Origin of the sequence: Pseudomonas sp. Irchel s3f10, from assembly GCF_900187515.1 — a bacterium.
In the GTDB taxonomy this organism is placed as follows: Bacteria; Pseudomonadota; Gammaproteobacteria; order Pseudomonadales; family Pseudomonadaceae; genus Aquipseudomonas; species Aquipseudomonas tensinigenes.
The window spans coordinates 25,144-44,384 of record NZ_FYDZ01000010.1; the positions used below are offsets into that span (position 1 = coordinate 25,144).

At 59.3% G+C, this 19,241-nt stretch carries 22 protein-coding genes; 11 read left to right on the forward strand and 11 right to left on the reverse strand.

All coding sequences use genetic code 11. From position 1 onward, the window contains the following. The first annotated feature begins 158 nt into the window (after positions 1–158). Positions 159–692, forward strand: a complete 534-nt coding sequence (locus CKW17_RS20220; protein WP_095121226.1) for a DUF1003 domain-containing protein — start codon at positions 159–161, stop codon at positions 690–692. On the opposite strand, the gene CKW17_RS20225 is transcribed toward CKW17_RS20220, so the two are convergent. Then, on the reverse strand, positions 693–1,634 hold the full coding sequence (locus tag CKW17_RS20225) for a LysR family transcriptional regulator (protein ID WP_095121387.1): 942 nt from the start codon (positions 1,632–1,634) through the stop codon (positions 693–695). Positions 1,635–1,649: 15 nt separating this feature from the next. Between CKW17_RS20225 and CKW17_RS20230 the strand changes: the two genes are divergently transcribed. Further along, a complete protein-coding gene (locus CKW17_RS20230; RefSeq protein ID WP_095121228.1) occupies positions 1,650–2,354 on the forward strand; it encodes a CTP synthase in 705 nt (234 codons plus the stop codon). Next, on the forward strand, positions 2,354–2,659 hold the full coding sequence (locus CKW17_RS20235; RefSeq protein ID WP_095121229.1) for an antibiotic biosynthesis monooxygenase: 306 nt from the start codon (positions 2,354–2,356) through the stop codon (positions 2,657–2,659). Before CKW17_RS20230 ends, CKW17_RS20235 begins: the two co-directional genes overlap by 1 nt. 125 nt (positions 2,660–2,784) lie before the next feature. Here the strand turns inward: CKW17_RS20235 and CKW17_RS20240 are convergent, their stop codons facing one another. Beyond that, the gene (locus tag CKW17_RS20240; protein ID WP_095121231.1) at positions 2,785–3,111 is read right to left on the reverse strand and encodes a DUF2025 family protein; all 327 of its coding nucleotides are present in this window, start codon (positions 3,109–3,111) and stop codon (positions 2,785–2,787) included. Positions 3,112–3,332: 221 nt separating this feature from the next. On the opposite strand from CKW17_RS20240, the gene CKW17_RS20245 reads away from it, so the two are divergent. Next, positions 3,333–4,460: a glycerophosphodiester phosphodiesterase gene (locus CKW17_RS20245; RefSeq protein WP_095121232.1), complete on the forward strand. Its 1,128-nt coding sequence runs from the start codon at positions 3,333–3,335 to the stop codon at positions 4,458–4,460. A gap of 162 nt (positions 4,461–4,622) precedes the next feature. Next, the gene (locus CKW17_RS20250; protein ID WP_007917758.1) at positions 4,623–4,928 is read left to right on the forward strand and encodes a PepSY domain-containing protein; all 306 of its coding nucleotides are present in this window, start codon (positions 4,623–4,625) and stop codon (positions 4,926–4,928) included. 378 nt (positions 4,929–5,306) lie between these two features. On the opposite strand, the gene CKW17_RS20255 is transcribed toward CKW17_RS20250, so the two are convergent. Together CKW17_RS20255 and CKW17_RS20260 are read right to left on the reverse strand one after the other, a co-directional pair. After that, positions 5,307–5,753, reverse strand: a complete 447-nt coding sequence (locus CKW17_RS20255) for a hypothetical protein (RefSeq protein WP_095121234.1) — start codon at positions 5,751–5,753, stop codon at positions 5,307–5,309. Between the two features lie 110 nt (positions 5,754–5,863). Then, a complete protein-coding gene (locus CKW17_RS20260; protein WP_095121235.1) occupies positions 5,864–7,486 on the reverse strand; it encodes a methyl-accepting chemotaxis protein in 1,623 nt (540 codons plus the stop codon). 276 nt (positions 7,487–7,762) lie between these two features. Between CKW17_RS20260 and CKW17_RS20265 the strand changes: the two genes are divergently transcribed. Beyond that, entirely contained in the window at positions 7,763–8,785 is a 1,023-nt protein-coding gene (locus tag CKW17_RS20265) for a transporter (protein ID WP_095121237.1), read from the forward strand. A gap of 224 nt (positions 8,786–9,009) precedes the next feature. Beyond that, a complete protein-coding gene (locus tag CKW17_RS20270) occupies positions 9,010–10,623 on the forward strand; it encodes an inorganic phosphate transporter (RefSeq protein ID WP_095121238.1) in 1,614 nt (537 codons plus the stop codon). Between the two features lie 124 nt (positions 10,624–10,747). Here the strand turns inward: CKW17_RS20270 and CKW17_RS20275 are convergent, their stop codons facing one another. Next, positions 10,748–11,644 carry a LysR family transcriptional regulator gene (locus CKW17_RS20275; RefSeq protein ID WP_095121240.1) on the reverse strand — a complete coding sequence of 299 codons (897 nt, stop codon included), beginning with the start codon at positions 11,642–11,644 and terminating at the stop codon, positions 10,748–10,750. A gap of 121 nt (positions 11,645–11,765) precedes the next feature. Here CKW17_RS20275 and CKW17_RS20280 point away from each other — a divergent pair, with 121 nt between their 5' ends. Next, a complete protein-coding gene (locus CKW17_RS20280) occupies positions 11,766–12,524 on the forward strand; it encodes an SDR family NAD(P)-dependent oxidoreductase (RefSeq protein WP_095121241.1) in 759 nt (252 codons plus the stop codon). Positions 12,525–12,645: 121 nt separating this feature from the next. On the opposite strand, the gene CKW17_RS20285 is transcribed toward CKW17_RS20280, so the two are convergent. Then, positions 12,646–13,083: a multidrug/biocide efflux PACE transporter gene (locus tag CKW17_RS20285; RefSeq protein ID WP_095121243.1), complete on the reverse strand. Its 438-nt coding sequence runs from the start codon at positions 13,081–13,083 to the stop codon at positions 12,646–12,648. An 89-nt stretch (positions 13,084–13,172) separates the two neighbouring features. On the opposite strand from CKW17_RS20285, the gene CKW17_RS20290 reads away from it, so the two are divergent. Next, positions 13,173–14,027 carry a LysR family transcriptional regulator gene (locus tag CKW17_RS20290; RefSeq protein ID WP_016984800.1) on the forward strand — a complete coding sequence of 285 codons (855 nt, stop codon included), beginning with the start codon at positions 13,173–13,175 and terminating at the stop codon, positions 14,025–14,027. 542 nt (positions 14,028–14,569) lie between these two features. Here CKW17_RS20290 and CKW17_RS20295 read toward each other — a convergent pair. The 3 genes from CKW17_RS20295 to CKW17_RS20305 are packed head-to-tail and all read right to left on the reverse strand — an operon-like array spanning position 14,570 to position 16,614. Further along, positions 14,570–15,811 carry an RNA polymerase sigma factor gene (locus CKW17_RS20295; RefSeq protein ID WP_095121244.1) on the reverse strand — a complete coding sequence of 414 codons (1,242 nt, stop codon included), beginning with the start codon at positions 15,809–15,811 and terminating at the stop codon, positions 14,570–14,572. Then, positions 15,804–16,148, reverse strand: coding sequence for a YciI family protein (locus tag CKW17_RS20300; protein WP_077574226.1), 345 nt, complete (start codon positions 16,146–16,148; stop codon positions 15,804–15,806). Before CKW17_RS20300 ends, CKW17_RS20295 begins: the two co-directional genes overlap by 8 nt. A gap of 40 nt (positions 16,149–16,188) precedes the next feature. Further along, positions 16,189–16,614 (reverse strand): nuclear transport factor 2 family protein, encoded by a 426-nt coding sequence (locus tag CKW17_RS20305; protein WP_095121245.1) that lies wholly within the window; start codon positions 16,612–16,614, stop codon positions 16,189–16,191. Between the two features lie 141 nt (positions 16,615–16,755). Between CKW17_RS20305 and CKW17_RS20310 the strand changes: the two genes are divergently transcribed. Together CKW17_RS20310 and CKW17_RS20315 are read left to right on the forward strand one after the other, a co-directional pair. Beyond that, on the forward strand, positions 16,756–17,241 hold the full coding sequence (locus CKW17_RS20310; RefSeq protein WP_095121247.1) for an N-acetyltransferase: 486 nt from the start codon (positions 16,756–16,758) through the stop codon (positions 17,239–17,241). Between the two features lie 18 nt (positions 17,242–17,259). Then, positions 17,260–17,865 carry a pyridoxamine 5'-phosphate oxidase family protein gene (locus CKW17_RS20315; protein ID WP_095121248.1) on the forward strand — a complete coding sequence of 202 codons (606 nt, stop codon included), beginning with the start codon at positions 17,260–17,262 and terminating at the stop codon, positions 17,863–17,865. Between the two features lie 59 nt (positions 17,866–17,924). Here CKW17_RS20315 and CKW17_RS20320 read toward each other — a convergent pair whose 3' ends face one another. Further along, positions 17,925–18,413, reverse strand: a complete 489-nt coding sequence (locus CKW17_RS20320) for a GNAT family N-acetyltransferase (protein WP_095121250.1) — start codon at positions 18,411–18,413, stop codon at positions 17,925–17,927. 311 nt (positions 18,414–18,724) lie between these two features. Continuing rightward, positions 18,725–19,219 carry a GyrI-like domain-containing protein gene (locus tag CKW17_RS20325; protein ID WP_095121252.1) on the reverse strand — a complete coding sequence of 165 codons (495 nt, stop codon included), beginning with the start codon at positions 19,217–19,219 and terminating at the stop codon, positions 18,725–18,727. Positions 19,220–19,241 lie beyond the last annotated feature (22 nt).

Below are 19,241 nucleotides of genomic sequence, written 5' to 3' on the forward strand. Positions count from 1 at the left end.
CGATGCAGAGTCAGTAGACCGAGGCGCGGCCTTCGCGAGCAGGCTCGCTCCCACAGGGAAACGCATTCCAATGTGGGAGCGAGCCTGCTCGCGAAAGGGCCGGTCGCCACAACGCAGGGCTATAGTAACTACACGCCCCACGCCCTGCCGAGTGCATCATGACCACTGAAAAACCCGCATCGCCTGAAACAGCTCCCGTCGATCACCTGCGCTTCCACCGCCCCCACGCCCACCTCAGCACCACCTTCGGTAACGACACGTTCGCCCTGCGCGCCGAGGCGTTTGCGCGGTTCTTCGGCACGCCGATGTTTCTCGGCGCGCAAACCCTGATTGTGCTGTTTTGGGTCTGCCTCAACGTGTTTGGCGTGACCACCTTCGACGTCTACCCGTTTATCCTGTTGAACCTCGCCTTCAGCCTGCAATCGGCCTACGCCGCGCCGCTGATTCTGCTGGCACAAACCCGTCAGGCTGCCCGCGACAAGGCGCAGGCCGATGCTGACGCACTACATCGTGAAGACCTGGCACTGGCCAATACCGAGCGTCAGGCCCAAGCAGCGAAGAACACCGCGCAACTGCTTGAGCTGCTGGAGCAGAACACCCGCCTCACCGAGATGACCAAAAACCTCACCGAACGCATCGCCAGCCTGACCAGCGAGTTGCACGATCACATGCGCCAGAATCCGCAGCGCTGATCACGGCAAACGCAGCGCCCGCCCCAATTCATCGAACAACGTCACCACCGAGCGCAACGCCCGGCAATCCGGGCGGGTCAGCAGCCACAGCGCGGTGTCATAACCCTGCAGCGGCTCGCTCAACGCCTGCACACCCTCGGTGATCAGAAAGTCCGGTAACGCCGCCACGCCGAGGCCTGCGCGGACCAGTTCGGTTACCGACAATATGCTGTTGCAACGATAGCTCGGGGTCACGCCGGGTAGATGCTGACGACGCCAGGCGATGGTTGGGTGATCGGGCAGAAAGTCGTCCGGAGCGATCCAGGTCAGCGCGGCCAGATCCGACGCATCGACATTCTGCAGATAGCGCGAACTGGCGCAGACCCGGTAGGAAATCTTCGCCAGTTGCCGTCCGACCAGATGCTCCGGCGGTGTGCGCGTGAGGCGCAGGGCGATGTCGGCATCGCGGCGGCTGAGGTTGGCGAAATCGTTGGAGGTGCTTAGCTCAATGGTCAGTGCCGGGTAATTGGGCATGAACTGCGCCAGCGCCGGCAGCAGCAAACCTTGCAAGACGGAATCGGTGCAGGTCAGGCGCACGGTGCCGCTGACCACTTCGCCGCCCTGCTCCACGCCAATGCGCGCGGCGTCCAGTGCCTGTTCGGCGCGTTCGGCTTGCTCGGCCAGTGTTTGTGCCAACGTTGTCGGCAGATAACCGGCGCGGCTTTTTTCGAACAGTTGCTGACCGAGAGCAGCTTCGAGACGGCGCACGGCGCGAAACACCGTCGACACGTCGACCTTCAACAGCTGCGAAGCGCGGGCCAGAGAGCCGCCGCGCACCAAGGCCAGAATCAGGTCCAGATCGGGGTAATCGAGCCGATAGTGCGTCGCTGCATTGATCACTTGGGTAAACGCCCATATTGAGTGCGTGAACGCCAATCTATAGTGAGTGCCATCAATCAACAAGCGCAGGGAACCCCCATGGAAAACAGCGCCATCCGTATCGCCCTGATTGGCGATTACGACCCGCAGGTCACCGCCCACCAAGCCATTCCCGTCGCCCTTGGGCTGGTCGCCGAACACCTCAACCGCAACGTGCAATTCGAATGGTTGCCCACCGAGCAGATCCACGCCGATACGCCACTCGAGCGGTTCGACGGTTTCTGGTGTGTACCCGCCAGCCCTTACAAAAGTGAAGCCGGCGCACTGCGGGCGATCCGTTTTGCCCGCGAACAGCAGCGCCCTTTCCTCGGCACCTGCGGTGGTTTTCAGCATGCAGTGCTGGAATTTTCCCGCAACGTGTTGGGTTGGGAGGATGCGGAACACGGTGAAACATCGCCCGACTCTGAACGCGCGGTACTCACGCCGTTGACCTGTTCGCTGGTCGAAGCGGTGGACAGTATTCATTTGGTGCCCGGTTCGTTGATCGCCAAGGCGTACGAAACGTCGCAGATTCGTGAAGGTTATCGCTGCCGGTTCGGTGTGAATCCGCTGTTCGAACGGGAACTGTTGAACGATCGGCTACAGGCAGTGGGGCATGATTCGTCAGGTGATCTACGCGCGATAGAACTCAAGGATCACCGGTTCTTTGTCGCTACGTTGTTCCAGCCAGAACGTGCCGCGCTCAAAGGGCAGATGCCGCCGCTGGTGCGCGCGTTTGTCGAAGCTTGCGCGGAGACACGTTGATGACTGTCTGCTTTGCGGTGATTTTTACGTCGACTCGCACCGAGGGTGACAACGGCTATGCCGAGGCGGCTGAGCGCATGGATTTGTTGGTGCGTGAACAGCCGGGGTTTCTTGGGGTGGAGTCGGTTCGAGGGGCGGGTGGCTTCGGGATTACGGTGTCGTATTGGCAGAGCGAAGCGGCGATTCTGGCGTGGCGGCAGCATCCTGAGCATCGGGAGATTCAGGCGCGTGGTCGTTCGCAATGGTATTCGGCATTTCATACGCGGGTGTGCAAGGTTGAACGCGAGTATCGGTTCGGGCCATAAAATGGCGGCGCGTTGACGGCCGCTTTCGCGAGCAGGCTCGCTCCCACAGGGGATTTGTGATCGACGCAGATCCAATGTGGGAGCGAGCCTGCTCGCGAAGAGGCCACCACCCTCACAGCAAATCTTCAGCCCCCCACCAGGCTGCGCACCGCGACAATCTCCGGCACGTCAACCTTGCTCATATAAACGCGCAACGGCTCGGTGATGTTGATCCGGTCATCAATATTCTGATCCAGCAACAACTGAATCAACTCGCGTTTAAGAGTCATGGTCTGCGCTGTCGCCGGCGCCCAGACGAATTCGTTCACAGGAATAATGCCGTCATCCGCCACGTCCATGCCGAACGAATCTTCGCTGAATCTGACGATGTACTGACCGGTTTTGCGGTTGAGGCCGACAAAACCCTTGAGATCGTCGGCGGCCTGGCAGATGAGTTGGGAGGTGATGCGCATGGTAAACCTCACGAAAAATGATCGATGGTTTACACGCAGGGCAACTGCACGGCGCGCCCTCTGCCGGAGCGTCTGCCGTTGGCAAGCGTACTGCAAACCGCGCCACAAAAGTGCAGGAAAAATCGCTTTTAATACGTTTATGTCGGTCCTGCGATAGCACCCGAGCGATTCAGTTGTTAAAAGATACGTCTTTGAAAATGCCCTGCGAAAGGAACTCGAACATGCCCGCTACTTTCACCAAAAGCGCTCTGGTCCTGAGCCTGCTGCTCGGCCTCGGTCAGGCGCACGCCGCCAGCCAAACCGATCCGAAAGCGCTCGCTGCTGCCAACGGCATCCCGCACCCGGCGGTGATCGCCCACCGTGGCGCGTCTTTCGATGCACCGGAATCCACCGCTGCCTCCTACAAACTGGCTCGCGACCTGGGCGCCGATTACCTGGAAATGGACTTGCAGCGCAGCAAGGACGGCGTGCTGTTCGCCCTGCACGACGACAATCTGCAACGCACTACCGACGTCGCCACCAAGTTTCCGGAGCGTAAAGACAGTTCGGCCACCGCGTTTACCATGGCCGAACTGAAAACCCTCGATGCCGGCAGCTGGTTCAACGCCAAGTACCCGGATCGCGCCCGCCCGTCCTACGCCGGACTGAAAATTCTGACCCTCGATGAAATCATCGACATCGCCCAGGCCAACCCGCAACACAAACCGGGCCTGTACATCGAGACCAAAGAGCCGCAGCTGTTTCCCGGGATCGAGAAAGACCTCAAGGAAAAACTCCAGGATCGTGGCTGGCTGAGCCCGGCCGGTTCGAAACTGGCGAAAAGTGCGTTGGGTGTTGGTCAGGGTAAAGGCAAAGTGATCCTGCAAACATTCGAGAAAAACAGCCTCGAACTGCTGGAAAAAGAAATGCCGCAAGTGCCGAAAATCCTCCTGTTGTGGGTGGGCGAAGGCAGCATCGAGCCGAAATCGAAAGTGACGTTTGCCGAATCCGGCGAGAAAGACAAAAACGTTTTCTACGGCAAGCAAGAGCCGAAGTCCGAAGCCGAATTCAAACAATGGGTGGATTACGCCAAGGCCCAGGGTGCGATCGGCACCGGGCCTTCGGCGAAGTTGACCAAGGGCGGCGACCAGAGCTACTCGGATCTGGTGCAACCGTGGATGAATAAATACACCCACGACCAGGGCCTGCTGGTGCACGTCTACACCGTCGATGAGCCGGTGGACTTCGAGAAAGTCATGGCGGCGGGTGTCGACGGTATCTTCACTAACCGCGCCAGCGAACTGCTGAAGTTCTACAAACGCCCGGCGGCTGGCAGTGTTGATCAGGTGTTGAAGAACAACGGTTTCTGATCTGAAATCGAGGCGCCTTCATCGCGGGCAAGCTACGCTCCCACAGGTTCTGTGCCGGTGCATGGCTTGCCCGTATTGTTTGGCTGCATGGTTTTAAGGGTGAGTTAAGTTGTGCCGGTTAACCTGAGGCCACTTAAACGAATCACCCCAAGGAACGAACCGATGAAAACTTTGACTGCCCTGTTTACCGCCGCTGCCCTGACTCTCACCGCTGGCCTGGCCCAGGCTGATGTTCGCGTTGACCAGATTCCTGAACTGGTTAAGTCGGGCAAGATCAAGTCGCTGGAGTCGATGAACGCCGAAGCACTGAAACTGCATCCGGGTGCGACTATCACTGACACGGATCTGGATAACCACTTCAACGGTTATGAGTATGAAGTTGAATTGAAAACTGCTGATGGCAAAGAGTTCGATGTGGACTTTGATGCAACGACCGGCAAGGTGTTGAGCAACAAGCAAGACACTTGATTGAACGCACCACCAAAAGCCGCACGATTGAAAGATCGTGCGGCTTTTTTGTGTCTGGTGTTTGGCATGGTTGATGTGTTGTCAGTGAGATTTTCTCCCCCTCACCCCAGCCCTCTCCCCCAAGGGGGCGAGGGGGAAAGGGAGCAGACCGCGGGCTATTCAAGGCCTGAGTTCGACTCGATATTTCAGGTCGGCGTAACTCCAACAATCATTGCAGTCAGTGCTCTTTCCCTTTGAGGGAAGGGGTGAAGGGCAGCCGATCTGGGGCTTTTTCAAGACCTGAGTGCGCCTCGATATTTCAGGTCGGCGTACCTCTAATAGTCATCACGGTCAGTACCCTCTCCCTCTGGGAGAGGGTTAGGGTGAGGGAAAAGGGCATCACGCCGAGGTGCTGACCAGCGAACCGGAAGTGCTGCTGTCAGAATCCTGCAACGCCTGCAACAGCGAGGCTGTGGCGGTGGACAGGGAGGCCGAGGTGGCGGTGATCTGCGCTTGTGCGGCAGCCACTTCGGCGACCTTCGCATCAGAGTTTTCCTGCTTCGCCTGCGCCGCTTGCAATGCCTGCTGCTCTTCCTGCAATTGCTTCTGCAACTCGGCAATCTGCTTGCGCAGTTCTTTCACCGAATCCGTTTCTTCGCTGCTGCTGGAACTGCTGTCACCCGCCGGAGCGGCCCCACCACCAGCGGCGACTTTACCGGTATCGGGCGTAGCGCCCGTGCTGGCGGTTGCTGAGGTAGACGTGTCGTCACCAACGTCACTGATCGACGTTTTGCTGGTCTGTGCGCTGACGGTCTGATTGATCGAAACAGAAGTGATGCTGACCATGGAAAGGCTCCAATGCCGGTTATAGATAACCGGTCATCGACCACGGCCGCCTCAATTTGAGATCGACTGTGTACCGACTCGGTATCCGAACCGGTACACATTCAATCGTGTCAGGCGCTCAGGCGCGCGGTGACTTCGTTCAGTTGCCCGGACAGACCATGCAGGTTCTGGCTGGCGCTTTCGGTGCGCTGCACGTTGTCGAGGTTGGTGCTGGCGATCGAAGTGATCTCGGTGAGGTTGCGCGAGATGTCTTCGGCCACCGAGGTCTGCTCTTCCGCTGCGGTAGCGATCTGACGGTTCATGTCGCGGATCGCTTCCACCGCGTGAGTAATGCGCTCCAGCATCGCGCCGGCCTGAGTCACTTGCTCGACACTTTCATCGCTGCGCGTCTGGCCGCTGTCGATGGCCTGCGCCGCGTCCACCGCACCGGTCTGCACGCTCTGAATGATCTGGTTGATCTCGATGATCGACTCCGCCGTACGCTGTGCGAGGTTGCGCACTTCATCGGCGACCACGGCAAAACCACGCCCGGCCTCACCGGCCCGCGCCGCTTCAATCGCAGCGTTGAGCGCCAGCAGATTGGTCTGCTCGGCGATGCCGCGAATCACTTCCAGCACCTTGCCGATACGGCCGCTATCAGCTTCCAGACGACGGATCACCGTGGCGGTATTGGCGATTTCACCGCGCATCTGGGTGATCGAGTGGATGGTGCTCTGCATGACCTTTTCACCCTGTTGGGCAGACTGGTCAGCATCGTCGGCAGCACGCGCGGCATCGGCAGCGTGACGCGCCACTTCCTGCGCAGTGGCGGACATTTCGTTCATCGCCGTGGCCACTTGATCGGTGCGGTTGAACTGCTCGTTGGTGCCGCCGGCCATGATCGTGGCGATCGCGTTCAACTCACCGCTGGCGCTGTCCAGATCACTCGCGCTGCGCTGCAGACGGGTGAAGGTTTCGGCGAGGAAATCACGCAAGGTGTTGGCCGCTGCGGCGAGGTTGCCCAACTCATCCTGACGGTCGCTGACCACACGCTCGGCCAGTTTGCCGCGGCTCAACTGGGTGACGTAATCGATGAGTTTGCGGATCGGCTCGACCAGGTTGCGGTTGACCAGCCACAGGCTCAACAAACCGATCAGCAGACCCGACGCGAGCATCACCAGCAGCCCCAGCCATACGGTGCGATCAGCCTCGGCACTGATCAGCGCCGACTGCGCGGTGCCTTGCTTGCGCAACTCAGTGACCAGTTCGCTCATCTGATCACTGGCGGCACGGTCGACGCCTTTGACCGCCGCGTCACCGGCCGCCGGATCACCACCGGCAGCCACGTAGGCATCGCGTCCCTTCTGATAAGCGCTACCCAACTGGCGGTGTTCTTCACGCAAACGTTCAATGCGCGATTTCAGGCTGGGCTCTATGCCTTTCTGGCCGGCCAGTTCACCAAGGATCTTCTGCACATCGCGCTGACGGTCTTCGAACTGGCCCCAATACTTGGCCAGATCCGCCGGTTGCTTGCCGCGCAGCAGGACGTTTTTCCACTCCTGCACTTGCACCTTGAATTGCAGGTTGGCCTCGTCGATCAATTGCGACGTGTGCAACGGGCCGGCGATCAATTGGCTGTAACTTTGCACGCCGTTGGACAGGAAATGAAAACAGGCCAGCGCGATCAACAGCACCGCCAGAAGGCTGCCGCTCAGCAGGGCGAGGATTTGCGCTCTCAGGGATTTTTGCAGCATCGAAAGATACTCAGGACAGGGATGAGGCACGCCCGGTAAGGCGTGAAATTTTGCCGGACATCCATGTCGGCGAGCCTTGGTTCATGGCCAATGGCGCGCAACCTAACGCACCTGTGATCGGCGCGCCAGAGCGCTTCTTGAAGAAAATCCGACCGTCGGTAAGTCGCTGATTTGACGTCACTTTGCTGTCACACAAACGTCATGTGACATTGCGATGATGCGGCTCAGGTGAATCTGTAAAACCCGCCCCGGATGCCCTCCTCGCAGCGAGCCTTCATGAACCACAGCCTCGATATCAGTCATCGCGATCCTGATCTGTTTGGCCTGCTCTACGGCTTCCGTTTCCTGCCCGGCGAACGTGGCCGCGAAGTCGATTCGGCCACGGCACTGCGCTGTTTGCAGGACGATAGCGACAGCGGCGAATTCCTTTGGCTGCACCTCAATCTGGCGCATGCGGCGTGCGAACGCTGGATGAAAAGTCATCTGCAATTGCCCGAAGAGTTTTTCGAGGCGCTGCACGAAGGCTCGCGTTCGACGCGTATCGAGCATGTCGATTCGGCATTGCTGGCGGTGGTCAACGATGTGGTGTTCAACCTCAGCAGCATGGTCTCCTCGGACGTGTCGACGCTGTGGGTTTGTGTGCGCAGCAAACTGATCGTCAGTGCGCGTTTGCAACCGCTGCACTCGGTGGACAAATTGCGCTCATCGGTGAAGGCTGGCGAACGCTTTCGTTCGCCCTCGGAGTTGCTTGTGCATCTGCTGCGCGATCAGGGCGAAGTGCTGACGCAGATCGTGCGCAAGACCAGCCTGAGCGTTGATCAGGTCGAGGACGAATTGCTTTCCTCGCGGTTGTCGACCAACCGTGCCGAACTGGGTGCCAATCGCCGCGTGCTGGTGCGTTTGCAGCGGCTGCTGGCGCTGGAGCCGGGTTCGCTGCTGCGTCTGCTCAACCGGCCGCCGCCGTGGTTGCAGAAAGAGGACGTCAAGGAGTTGCGCAAATCCACCGAGGAGTTTGCGCTGATCATCAACGACCTCACCGCCCTCGGCGAGCGGATCAAACTGCTCCAGGAAGAGATCGCCGCCAACCTCAACGAACAGAGCAACCGCACGCTGTTTACTTTGACCGTAGTGACGGTGCTGGCGTTGCCGATCAACATCATTGCCGGTTTTTTCGGAATGAATGTCGGTGGCGTGCCGTTGTCGCAGGATCCGGAAGGGTTCTGGATTTTGGTTGCACTGGTGGCGACGTTCACCGTGATTGCCGGGCGTTGGGCGTTTCGCAAGCGCGGAGATTACTGACGCCTGAACGCTCGTTCCCACGCTCTGCGTGGGAATGCATCAAGTGACGCTCTGCGTCACAGGGACGCGGAGCGTCCCGGGCGTCATTCCCACGCAGAGCGTGGGAACGAGCAGAAGACCGACGGTTGGGTTAATCAGCCAAACACTGACATGGCGCAGTCTCTCTGTAACATTCTGCAACGATCATGGGCGACATTCCTTCCCTCGCTCAGGATTGTCCTGCCATGGCTACTCCCTCCCTGACCGCCAGCCCCACCTCCGCCGCCAGCGGCAGGCCGGCCCTCGACAAGAAAACCGGTCCGTTCACCTACGTGATCTTTTTCGCCGTGCTGGCCATGGGGATGCTGTTCACCGCCTACAGCCTGATGCACGACATGCACGAACTCGGCACGGTGGTCACCACCTGGACGCCGTTCCTGCTGCTCGGTGTGGCGCTGTTGATTGCGCTGGGCTTTGAGTTCGTCAACGGTTTCCATGACACTGCCAATGCCGTGGCGACGGTGATCTACACCCACTCGCTGCCGCCGAATGTGGCCGTGGTCTGGTCGGGTTTCTTCAACTTCCTCGGCGTGCTGCTTTCGAGCGGCGCAGTGGCGTTCGGCATCATCGCTTTGCTGCCGGTGGAATTGATTCTGCAGGTCGGTTCGTCTGCCGGTTTCTCGATGATCTTTGCTCTGCTGATCGCGGCGATCCTGTGGAACCTCGGCACTTGGTGGCTGGGTTTGCCAGCGTCGTCATCGCACACGCTGATCGGCTCGATCATCGGCGTCGGCGTGGCCAATGCGTTGATGCATGGCCGCGACGGCACCAGCGGCGTCGATTGGGCGCAGGCGACCAAGATCGGTTATGCGTTGCTGCTGTCGCCGCTGGTGGGGTTCGGTTGTGCGGCGCTGTTGCTGCTGGCGCTGCGCGCGTTCGTGAAAAATCGTTCGCTGTATAAAGCGCCGGAAGGCAACACGCCGCCGCCATGGTGGATTCGCGGTTTGCTGATTCTGACCTGCACCGGCGTGTCCTTCGCCCACGGCTCCAACGACGGGCAGAAAGGCATGGGCCTGATCATGTTGATTCTGGTCGGCACACTGCCAATGGCCTATGCCTTGAACCGTACGATGCCGGAAGAACAGTCGTTGCAGTTTGCCGCCGTGGCGCAAGTCACCCAGCAAGCGCTAGTGAAAAGTGCACCGCTACCAACTCCCGCCGATCCGCGTGCGGTCCTTTCCGATTACGTGCGCAGCAAGGACGCCACGCCGCAACTGATCCCGGCCCTCGCCGCCCTCACCGGGCACATCGGCGAAGAGGTCAAAGGCTACGGTTCGCTGGCAAAAGTCCCGGCTGAAGCCATGGGCAACGTGCGTAACGACATGTACCTGGCCAGCGAAAGCATTCGCCTGATGGACAAAAACAAGGTCGGCAATTTCGACGCCGACACCAGCGGCAAGCTGCAGTTGTTCAAACAGCAGATCGACAACGCCACGCGATTTATTCCGCTGTGGGTGAAGATCGCCGTGGCCATCGCGCTGGGGCTGGGCACCATGGTTGGCTGGAAGCGCATTGTGGTGACGGTCGGCGAGAAGATCGGCAAGACCCACCTGACCTATGCGCAGGGTGCCTCGGCGGAAACCGTGGCGATGCTGACCATTGGTGCGGCGGATATGTTTGGTTTGCCGGTATCGACCACGCATGTGTTGTCCTCGGGCGTGGCCGGGACCATGGTTGCCAACGGTGGTGGGTTACAGATGAAGACCATCCGCAATCTGTTGATGGCGTGGGTGCTGACGTTGCCGGCGGCGATCCTGCTGTCAGGCAGTCTTTACTGGCTGTTCACCCAGATCTTCTGACCGAAGAAAGTCCCCTGTAGGAGTGAGCCTGCTCGCGATAGCGGTGTATCAGTCAACATTGATTAAACTGACACACCGCTATCGCGAGCAGGCTCACTCCTACAGTTTTGACCGGTGTTCAGGTTCAGAGCGCGGAGCGAATCAGATCGCCCAGCCAATCCATGAACACCCGCACCCGCAACGGCAAATGCCGCTGCCGCGCATACAACAATGAAATCCCCATCGCCGGCGCAGTGAACTGCGGCAACACGGTCACCAGTTCGCCGTTTTCCAGATGCGGCTGCATGCCGGTACGCGGCACCTGAGTAAGACCGAAGCCACCGAGGCACGCCGACTCGTAAGCGTCAGTACTGTTGACCGTAATGCTGCCCGCCATCGGCAAGCGTTTAACCTGACCGCCCTCCTCGTACACGAACCCTTCCGAACGCGAACCCAATACGCCGACGTAATGCACCAGTCGATGGTGCGCGAGATCTTCAAGCGACTCCGGCACGCCGTAGCGCTCGAGGTACGCGGGGCTGGCGCAGTTGACCATGGGAAAATCACCGAGGTGCCGCGCGACCACCGATTGATCCGGCTGCGCGCCAATCCTCACCACGCAGTCGAAACCTTCGCTGAGCAGATCGACGCGGCGATCGGTGCTGCTGATTTCCAGCTCCAGATTCGGGTGGCGATCCATGAACTGCGGCAAGCGCGGCATGATCAGACGCCGAGCGAGAATGTTCGGCAGGTCGACACGAATGCGCCCGGTCAGCGAAGCCTCGTCCTGCAGAAACAAACCCTCGATTTCGTCCATGTGCGAGAGCAGATCCTTGCTGCGCTCGTACAACACCAGACCGTCCTGCGTCGCCTGCACCTTGCGCGTGGTGCGTTGCAGCAGGCGTGTGCCGAGCAGGGCTTCCAGCGCTTGCACGTGTTCGGACACCGTTGAGCGGGGCAGTCCGAGACTTTCCCCGGCGAGGGTAAAACTCGACAGTTCGCTGACCCGGACGAAGGTGCGCAGCAGTTCCAGTTTGTTCATTAGGCACCTGTCGATTGTTCGGCTGAGCCGATCAGTGATTCCGGATTCAGTCTGTTTATCACCTCAGGGCGGATAAATAAACTTCATCCCATCACCACTCACCGCAATCGAGGAAGCCTCCATGAACCGCAAAATCGCATTGATCACCGGCGCCAGTCGTGGCCTGGGCAAAAACGCAGCGCTGCACTTGGCCGCTCAGGGCATCGACGTTATCGGCACTTACCACAGCCGTGCTGATGAAGCTCAGGCGCTGGTGACCGAAGTGCAAGCACTTGGCGGCAAAGCCGTGATGTTGCAACTGGACGTCGGTCGCAGCGAAAGCTTTGCCGATTTCGGTAAACACGTTGAGCAGGCGTTGCAGCAGACTTTCGACCGTCAGCGTTTTGATTTCCTGATCAACAACGCTGGGATTGGAGTACACGCGCTGTTCGCCGAAACCACGCCGGAGCAGTTCGATTTGCTGATGAATATCCAGCTGAAAGGGCCGTTCTTTCTGACTCAGCAGTTGCTGCCACTGATTAACGACGGCGGGCGCATCATCAATATTTCCAGCGGCCTGACCCGTTTCAGTCTGCCGGGTTACGGCGCTTATGCGGCGATGAAAGGCGCGATGGAGGTGCTGACCCGTTATCAGGCCAAGGAGTTGGGTGCGCGGCAGATTGGCGTGAACATTCTCGCGCCGGGCGCTATCGAAACTGACTTCGGTGGTGGCGCCGTACGCGATAACTCGGCGGTGAATGCGATGGTCGCCAGCAACACCGCGCTGGGACGCGCCGGGCAGCCGGATGATATTGGCGGAGCGTTGGCGCTGCTGCTGTCGCCGGGTGGACAGTGGATCAATGGCCAACGGGTCGAGGCATCCGGCGGCATGTTCCTTTAACTCTTACTGAAAACACTTACCTCCTGTAGGAGCTGCCGAAGGCTGCGATCTTTTGATCTTGCTGTTAAAAATCAAGATCAAAAGATCGCAGCCTTCGGCAGCTCCTACACGGGGATCGAGGTTAGTTCTGGCAAGCGTTGCGGGTCATGAAGCGCTCGCGCACTACGTCATAGCCCCAGTGATACACGTAGGTGTACGGCAGGAAAAACAGCAGCACACCGATGTCGAGCAAAAACGCCTGCCACAGGCTGACCGACAACCACCAGGCAATCAGCGGCACACCCATCACGATCAAACCACCCTCGAACAGCAGCGCATGCACCACACGCACCCTGGCGTTATGCACGACGTTCATGCGCGCCAGCATACGGTCGAAGAAGCGGTTGAACACCACGTTCCAACCCAGCGCCAACAGGGCGATCAACACCGTCACGGCGCCCATTTCAAGCATCGGTTTTTGCATGATCCACGCCAGCAACGGCGTGCAGATCAGGATCGCCAGCAGTTCGAAACCAACGGCCTGGAAAATACGTTCAGTGATGGATTTGTGGGCAGTCATGGCCTGACTCCTTGAGTGAAGATGGTTGCCATGATCCATCCCCAAACCGATACTTCATAATCAATAACCATCGATCAAGGCGATAGTTGATGATTTCTCAGGAAGTGCTGTTGGCGTTTGTCCAGGCGGCCACGCAAGGTTCGTTTTCGGCGGCCGCGCGTAAACTCGGGCGCAGTCAGTCGACGATCAGTGCGGCGGTGGCCAGTCTCGAGATCGATCTGGATCTGCAGCTGTTTGATCGCAGCAGCCGCAAACCGACGCTGACCCCGGCCGGGCATGTGATGCTGCAACGTGCCGAGGCGATTCTGGCGGCCAGCAGTCGCCTCGAGATGACTGCGCGGCAACTTTCCCAAGGCGTCGAACCGAAGCTGACCGTGGCGATTTCCGACACCTATCAGTCGGACCGGTTTGAAGCGGCGTTGGTCGGGTTTGAGCAGCGTTATCCGGATCTGGAACTGGAATGCCTGATCGCTGAGTGCGATGACCTGATCGAGCTGGTACAGCGCGGTCGCGCGCATCTGGCGTTCGCCGAAATGCAAGAGAACTATCCGCCGGATCTGGTCACGTCGACGGTGGCCGAGCGTACGGAAATCGCCCTGTTCGTCAATCGTGACCACGCGTTGGCCAAGCTTGATCACATTGATCAGCAGATCCTCGAGCAGCATCGTGAGCTGCGTCTGGCGACCATCGTCAATCCTTATGACAGTCGCGGCAAAGGTCGGGTGTGGTCGGCACCGAGTTATCTGATGTTGCTGGAAATGGCCGAGAAAGGTTTTGGCTGGGCGCCTTTGCCGCGCTGGCTGGCGCAGCGCTTTGGCAATGATTTGCTGGTCGAGTTGAAGGTGCGCGGCTGGCCTAAGCCGGTGTTTGTTGATGCGTTGTGGTCGCGGCTCTATCCACCGGGGCCGGCGGGGAGTTGGTTGTTGAGCAAGATGTTGGAATAACTTCGCGCCCAATCGCTAGCCGGCATGAAGCCAAAAGCCCCTCACCCCAGCCCTCTCCCGGAGGGAGAGGGAGCCGACCGAGGTGTCTTGCGTCAGACATCGACCTGAAAGACCGAGTCGATTATGGATTCATTGGATATGAGCTCAAAAGCCCCTCACCCCAGCCCTCTCCCGGAGGGAGAGGGAGCCGACCGAGGTGTCTTGCGTCATACATCGACCTGAGAGACCGAGTCGATTGTGGATTCATTGGATATGAGCTCAAAAGCCCCTCACCCCAGCCCTCTCCCGGAGGGAGAGGGAGCCGACCGAGGTGTCTTGCGTAAGACATCGACCTGAAAGACCGAGTCGATTGTGGATTCATTGGATATGAGTTCAAAAGCCCCTCACCCCAGCCCTCTCCCGGAGGGAGAGGGAGCCGACCGAGGTGTCTTGCGTCAGACATCGACCTGAGACCGAGTCGATTGTGGATTCAATACCGATCGTTCAAGTCGGTGAAACTCTCCAATATCCCCCAATCGGTCCCCTCTCCCCCTGGGAGAGGGCTAGGGTGAGGGCAATTCCAGCGCCATGAGCCGCCCTTGAATAAACCGCCGCTCCGGCTCTTGCCGCGTAAGCTCCAACGCCCGCAAATACGCCGCCCTCGCCTCTTCCACCCTGCCCAACTGCCGACAAAACTCCGCCCGCGCCGAATGCGCCAAGTGATAATCCTGCAACTCACCCCGGGCCAAAATCCCTTCAATCAGATTCAACCCTGCCAACGCGCCATCACGCTTGGCCACCGCCACCGCCCGGTTCAGCTCGATCACTGGCGAAGGCATCGCGCGCAACAGCACGTCATACAAGCCGACGATCTGCTCCCAATCGGTTTCTGCCGCGGACGGCGCCTCGGCATGCACTGCGGCAATCGCCGCTTGCAGACAATAAGGCCCAAACCGCCGCGTGGTCAGCGCACGCTCAACCAGCGCACAACCTTCGGCTATCAACTCGCTATCCCACAATGAACGATCCTGATCATCCAGCAGCACCAGTTCACCACTCGGCGAAGTGCGCGCCGAGCGTCGCGATTCGTGCAACAGCATCATCGCCAGCAACCCCATCACCTCCGGCTCCGGCAGCAATTCCATCAACAGCCGCCCCAACCTGATCGCCTCACGCGTCAGATCTTCACGCGTCAATTCAGCCCCGCCCGACGCCGAATACCCTTCGTTGAACACCAGATAAATCACCCGCAACACGCTGTCGAGGCGTTCGGGCAATTCGCTCAGGCTCGGTACTTGATAGGGGATTTTCGCGTCACGGATCTTGGCTTTGGCCCGCACGATGCGCTGGGCTATCGCCGCTGGCGCCGAGAGAAAGGCGCGAGCGATTTCCTCGGTGGTCAGGTCGCAGACTTCGCGCAAGGTCAGCGGCACTTGCGCATCCGCCGCCAGCGCCGGGTGACAGCAGGTGAAGATCAGCCGCAGACGATCGTCTTCCACGTCTTCGCCACTCCAGTCCGCCTGTTCGAGTTCTTCCAGTTGCGCCAACAGCAAGGGTTGCGAGGCCTTGAACCGTGCACGGCGGCGCAACACATCAATCGCCTTGAAGCGCCCGGTCGAGACCAGCCAGGTACGCGGATTGTCCGGCACGCCGTCGCGTTGCCAGCGCTCGACCGCGACGAAGAACGCCTCATGCAAGGCTTCTTCGGCGAGGTCGAAATCACCCAACAGGCGAATCAGCGTCGCCAGAATCCGTCGCGAGTCTTCGCGATAGACCTGCTCGACCCGCGCCCGAACCTCAGACATTCAACTGCCGTACAGGGCGTACTTCAACGCTGCCGACCCGCGCCGCCGGAATGTTGCCGGCGACCTGAAGCGCTTCGTTGAGATCCTTGGCGTCAATCAGGTAGAAACCGGCCAATTGCTCTTTGGTTTCGGCGAACGGGCCATCGGTGATCGACAGTTTGCCGTTGCGCATCCTGACGGTCGTGGCGGTCTGCACCGACTCCAGCGCCTCAGCGGCGACCATCCGCCCGCTGCCCTGAATCGACTCGGCATAAGCCCAGCACTCGGCGTCTTCCGGGCTGTCGGGCGATGAATGCAGCAGGCGTTCATCGCTGTAGACCAGGCATAAATACTTCATGGCATTCTCCTGAATCGGACGGTTCAACTATGGCTGAAGATCAGGGAGTCACATCAAACAGGGTCGCGCCGCTCATCGGATCGAACGGCGCCGACCAATGTTCGTGGACGATTTTCCATGTCCCGCCAACCTGCCGATAGCAAGCGGTGACGCGCATCCAGCAGCTCTGGGTTTCGCCCTTGTCATTGGTGCCGCCGCAGTTCGCCACCCAGTGGGCGAAAGCGATGTTATCGGCGCTTTCGATGGCGATTTCCTGGAACTCGAAGACGTGCGGGCCGGGGCACATTTCCATACACGCCACCCAGTGCGCGCGGTAGGCGGCTTTGCCCTTGAATTGCAGGGCCTTGATCGCGTCGAAGGAGACGATGTCATCGGCGTACAACGCCATGACTTTCTCCACGTCCTTGGTCATGACGGCTTCGCGGTAGGTGTTGATCAGGGTCTGGATTTCAGATTGTGCGCTCATGCTGTTCTCCGTGGTTTTTGTTGTGAAGACACCCTTAGTCGTTCGGCAATCGGGTAGATCGACAGTCGAAACAAAAAATTTCCACTGAGGCCAAAATCGCTAGAATCCGAGGCTCATCTTTGTAGGAAAAAGGAAATTCCCGTGTCAGCCCAACTCGTGCCGTACGACAGCCTGAACGCCTTGCAGCGTCAGCAAGTCGAGGCGATTGAAATCCATGCCGAGCAGATCAAGTTCTCCGGTGATATCCACGGTGCCTTGCACACGCTGCTGTCGAAACCCGGCCCCGGCGTGAAAGGTTTCGCGCTGTTGGCGGATGAGGTACCGGTGGCGTTTCTGCTGCTCAAGCGCCCGCCGGTGTTGCCAGCCTGGGCCAATGAGCACAGTGCAACATTGCATGCGTTGCAGGTTGATCACCGGGCGCAGGGCAAAGGTTTCGGCAAGGCGTGTCTGCAATCGCTCCCCGAAGTCGCGCGTCAGGCCTGGCCGGAGATCAAAGGGCTGGAATTGTCGGTGGACGCAGACAATGACGCGGCGATCGCGCTGTACGCCAAACACGGCTATGTCGACAGCGGCGAAGCGTACAAGGGCCGGATCGGTTACGAACGGCGCATGGGCCTGGTTTTCTAAGTCATCGAGGGATGCACGATGATCGATTCAATCGAAGCGCTGGAAGCGATTTACGGACTGCCCCACGAGCGGGCGGTGCGCAAGCAGATCGGTTTTCTCAACGAGGATTATCAGGCGATGGTGCGGGTTTCGCCGCTGGTGATTGTCAGCTCGGTGGGCGCCGATGGCCTCGACAACTCGCCGCGCGGGGACAAGCCCGGGTTTGTGCGGATCCTCGATGAGCGCACCCTGGCCCTGCCGGATCGCCCGGGCAACAACCGCATCGATACCCTGCGCAATGTGCTGCAGGATTCGCGGGTGTCGCTGCTGTTCATAATTCCGGGGATTGGCGAGACATTGCGGGTCAATGGCACGGCGACGATCAGCGCAGATCCGCAACTGCTGGAAAGCTTTGCGGTGAATGGCAAACCGGCGAAAACGGTGTTGCTGGTGACGGTGGAGGCGGCGTTTTTTCATTGTTCGAAAGCCTTCGTCCGTTCGGATGCGTGGAATCCGGAAACGCACCTGCCGCGCTCGGCCCTGCCCTCTGCCGGCGCCTTCCACAAGCGCCTGAACGATGGTGAGTTCGATGCCGAAACCTACGACCGCGAAGCCCCGAAACGGGTAAGCGATACCCTCTACTGATACTCCCGTAAATGATCGTTCCCACGCTCTGCGTGGGAACGATCAGTATCGGGCTGGGGTTAGAGGGTAAGGATCATCTCGTGCCACGCCATGCCGCCGTGATCCGACTCCGACGGTTTGATGTAGGCAAAGCCAAACCCGGCATACAGCGGAATGTGCTTTTCCTTGCACATCAGATGAATTGTCGCCTTATCCATCCCGCGCATACGTTCAATGAACTCGCCCATCAAACGCTTGGCCAAGCCCTGCCCCTGATAATCCGGGTGCACCACCACCGACATGATCACCACGTTCGGCCCTTGCGGGTCGTGGCCGATCAACTCCTTGAACGCCTCGTCCGACATCTGCACATCAAACGCCGCGCCGGAGTTGACGAAGCCTGCGACCTCACCGTCCACCTCGGCAACGATAAAACCCTCTGGCCAAGTGGCAATACGCGTGGCGATCTTCTCGCGAGTGGCCGCTTCGTCGCCCTCGTAAGCAACGGTTTCGATGGCGTAGCAGCGGTCCAGATCGGTGGCGGTGACGTTGCGGATAACGGTGTTCATGGCGGCTCGGAAATCAGCAGAAGAAAGTGCCGAAAGCATAAAGGAATAAGGCCTGCATATCGATGCGCACGGGCGGCGTAAAGCCTGCGTATAAGCGCTTTGCTTCGTGCAGGCGGCGGGCTATTTCTGAGGTGTGTCTCTGACTACCCTTGGGGGAAACCGTTTATGAGCAGCGTTGAAATTGGCCTGTTGATGGTGTTGGGCATCAGTACCTTCGGCTTTATCACTTTGGGCATCGACCTGTTGCGGGCGCGACGTAAACAGCGTTGAAAGCACGAGGCGGATCAGTGATCCGCCTCATGTCTGTTGGCTCAGGCCTTGGTATCGACCGGCACGCAGATTTCCAGTTTGCCGGTGTGCAGCTTCGGATTGAAATCGGCGCTGTAACGCTCCAGTTCCGGGGCGTTGAGCTCCACGTAATGAGAGGTCGGTAGCCAGGTCTTGTAGATGTATTGCAGGGTTTGCGGCAACTGTTCGAGCGGTCCTTTGTGCTCGAACACTGCGTACTGGCGAGGCAGCACTTCGACCCATTGGTAGACCTTCTGGTCGAGGTCATCGAGCTTGCTGATTTCCACCCCGGCGATGTAATCGAAGCCGCCCTTGCCATCGAAGTTGCTGCAGACCCCGTAGGTCACTTCGTTCTTTTGCCCCTGGATCTTTCCCAGGTGCGGCAAGAACTTTTCCCACAACGCCGGAATGTCTTTGGCTGTGTCTTGGGTAAATCGACCGCGAAAGCCTGCAATCAGCAGGAAGTGTCCATGTTCGAAGCGAGGTTCAGCCACTTCGACGCGTGTTTGCTCATCCATGACTCGACTCCTGGAACAAGAA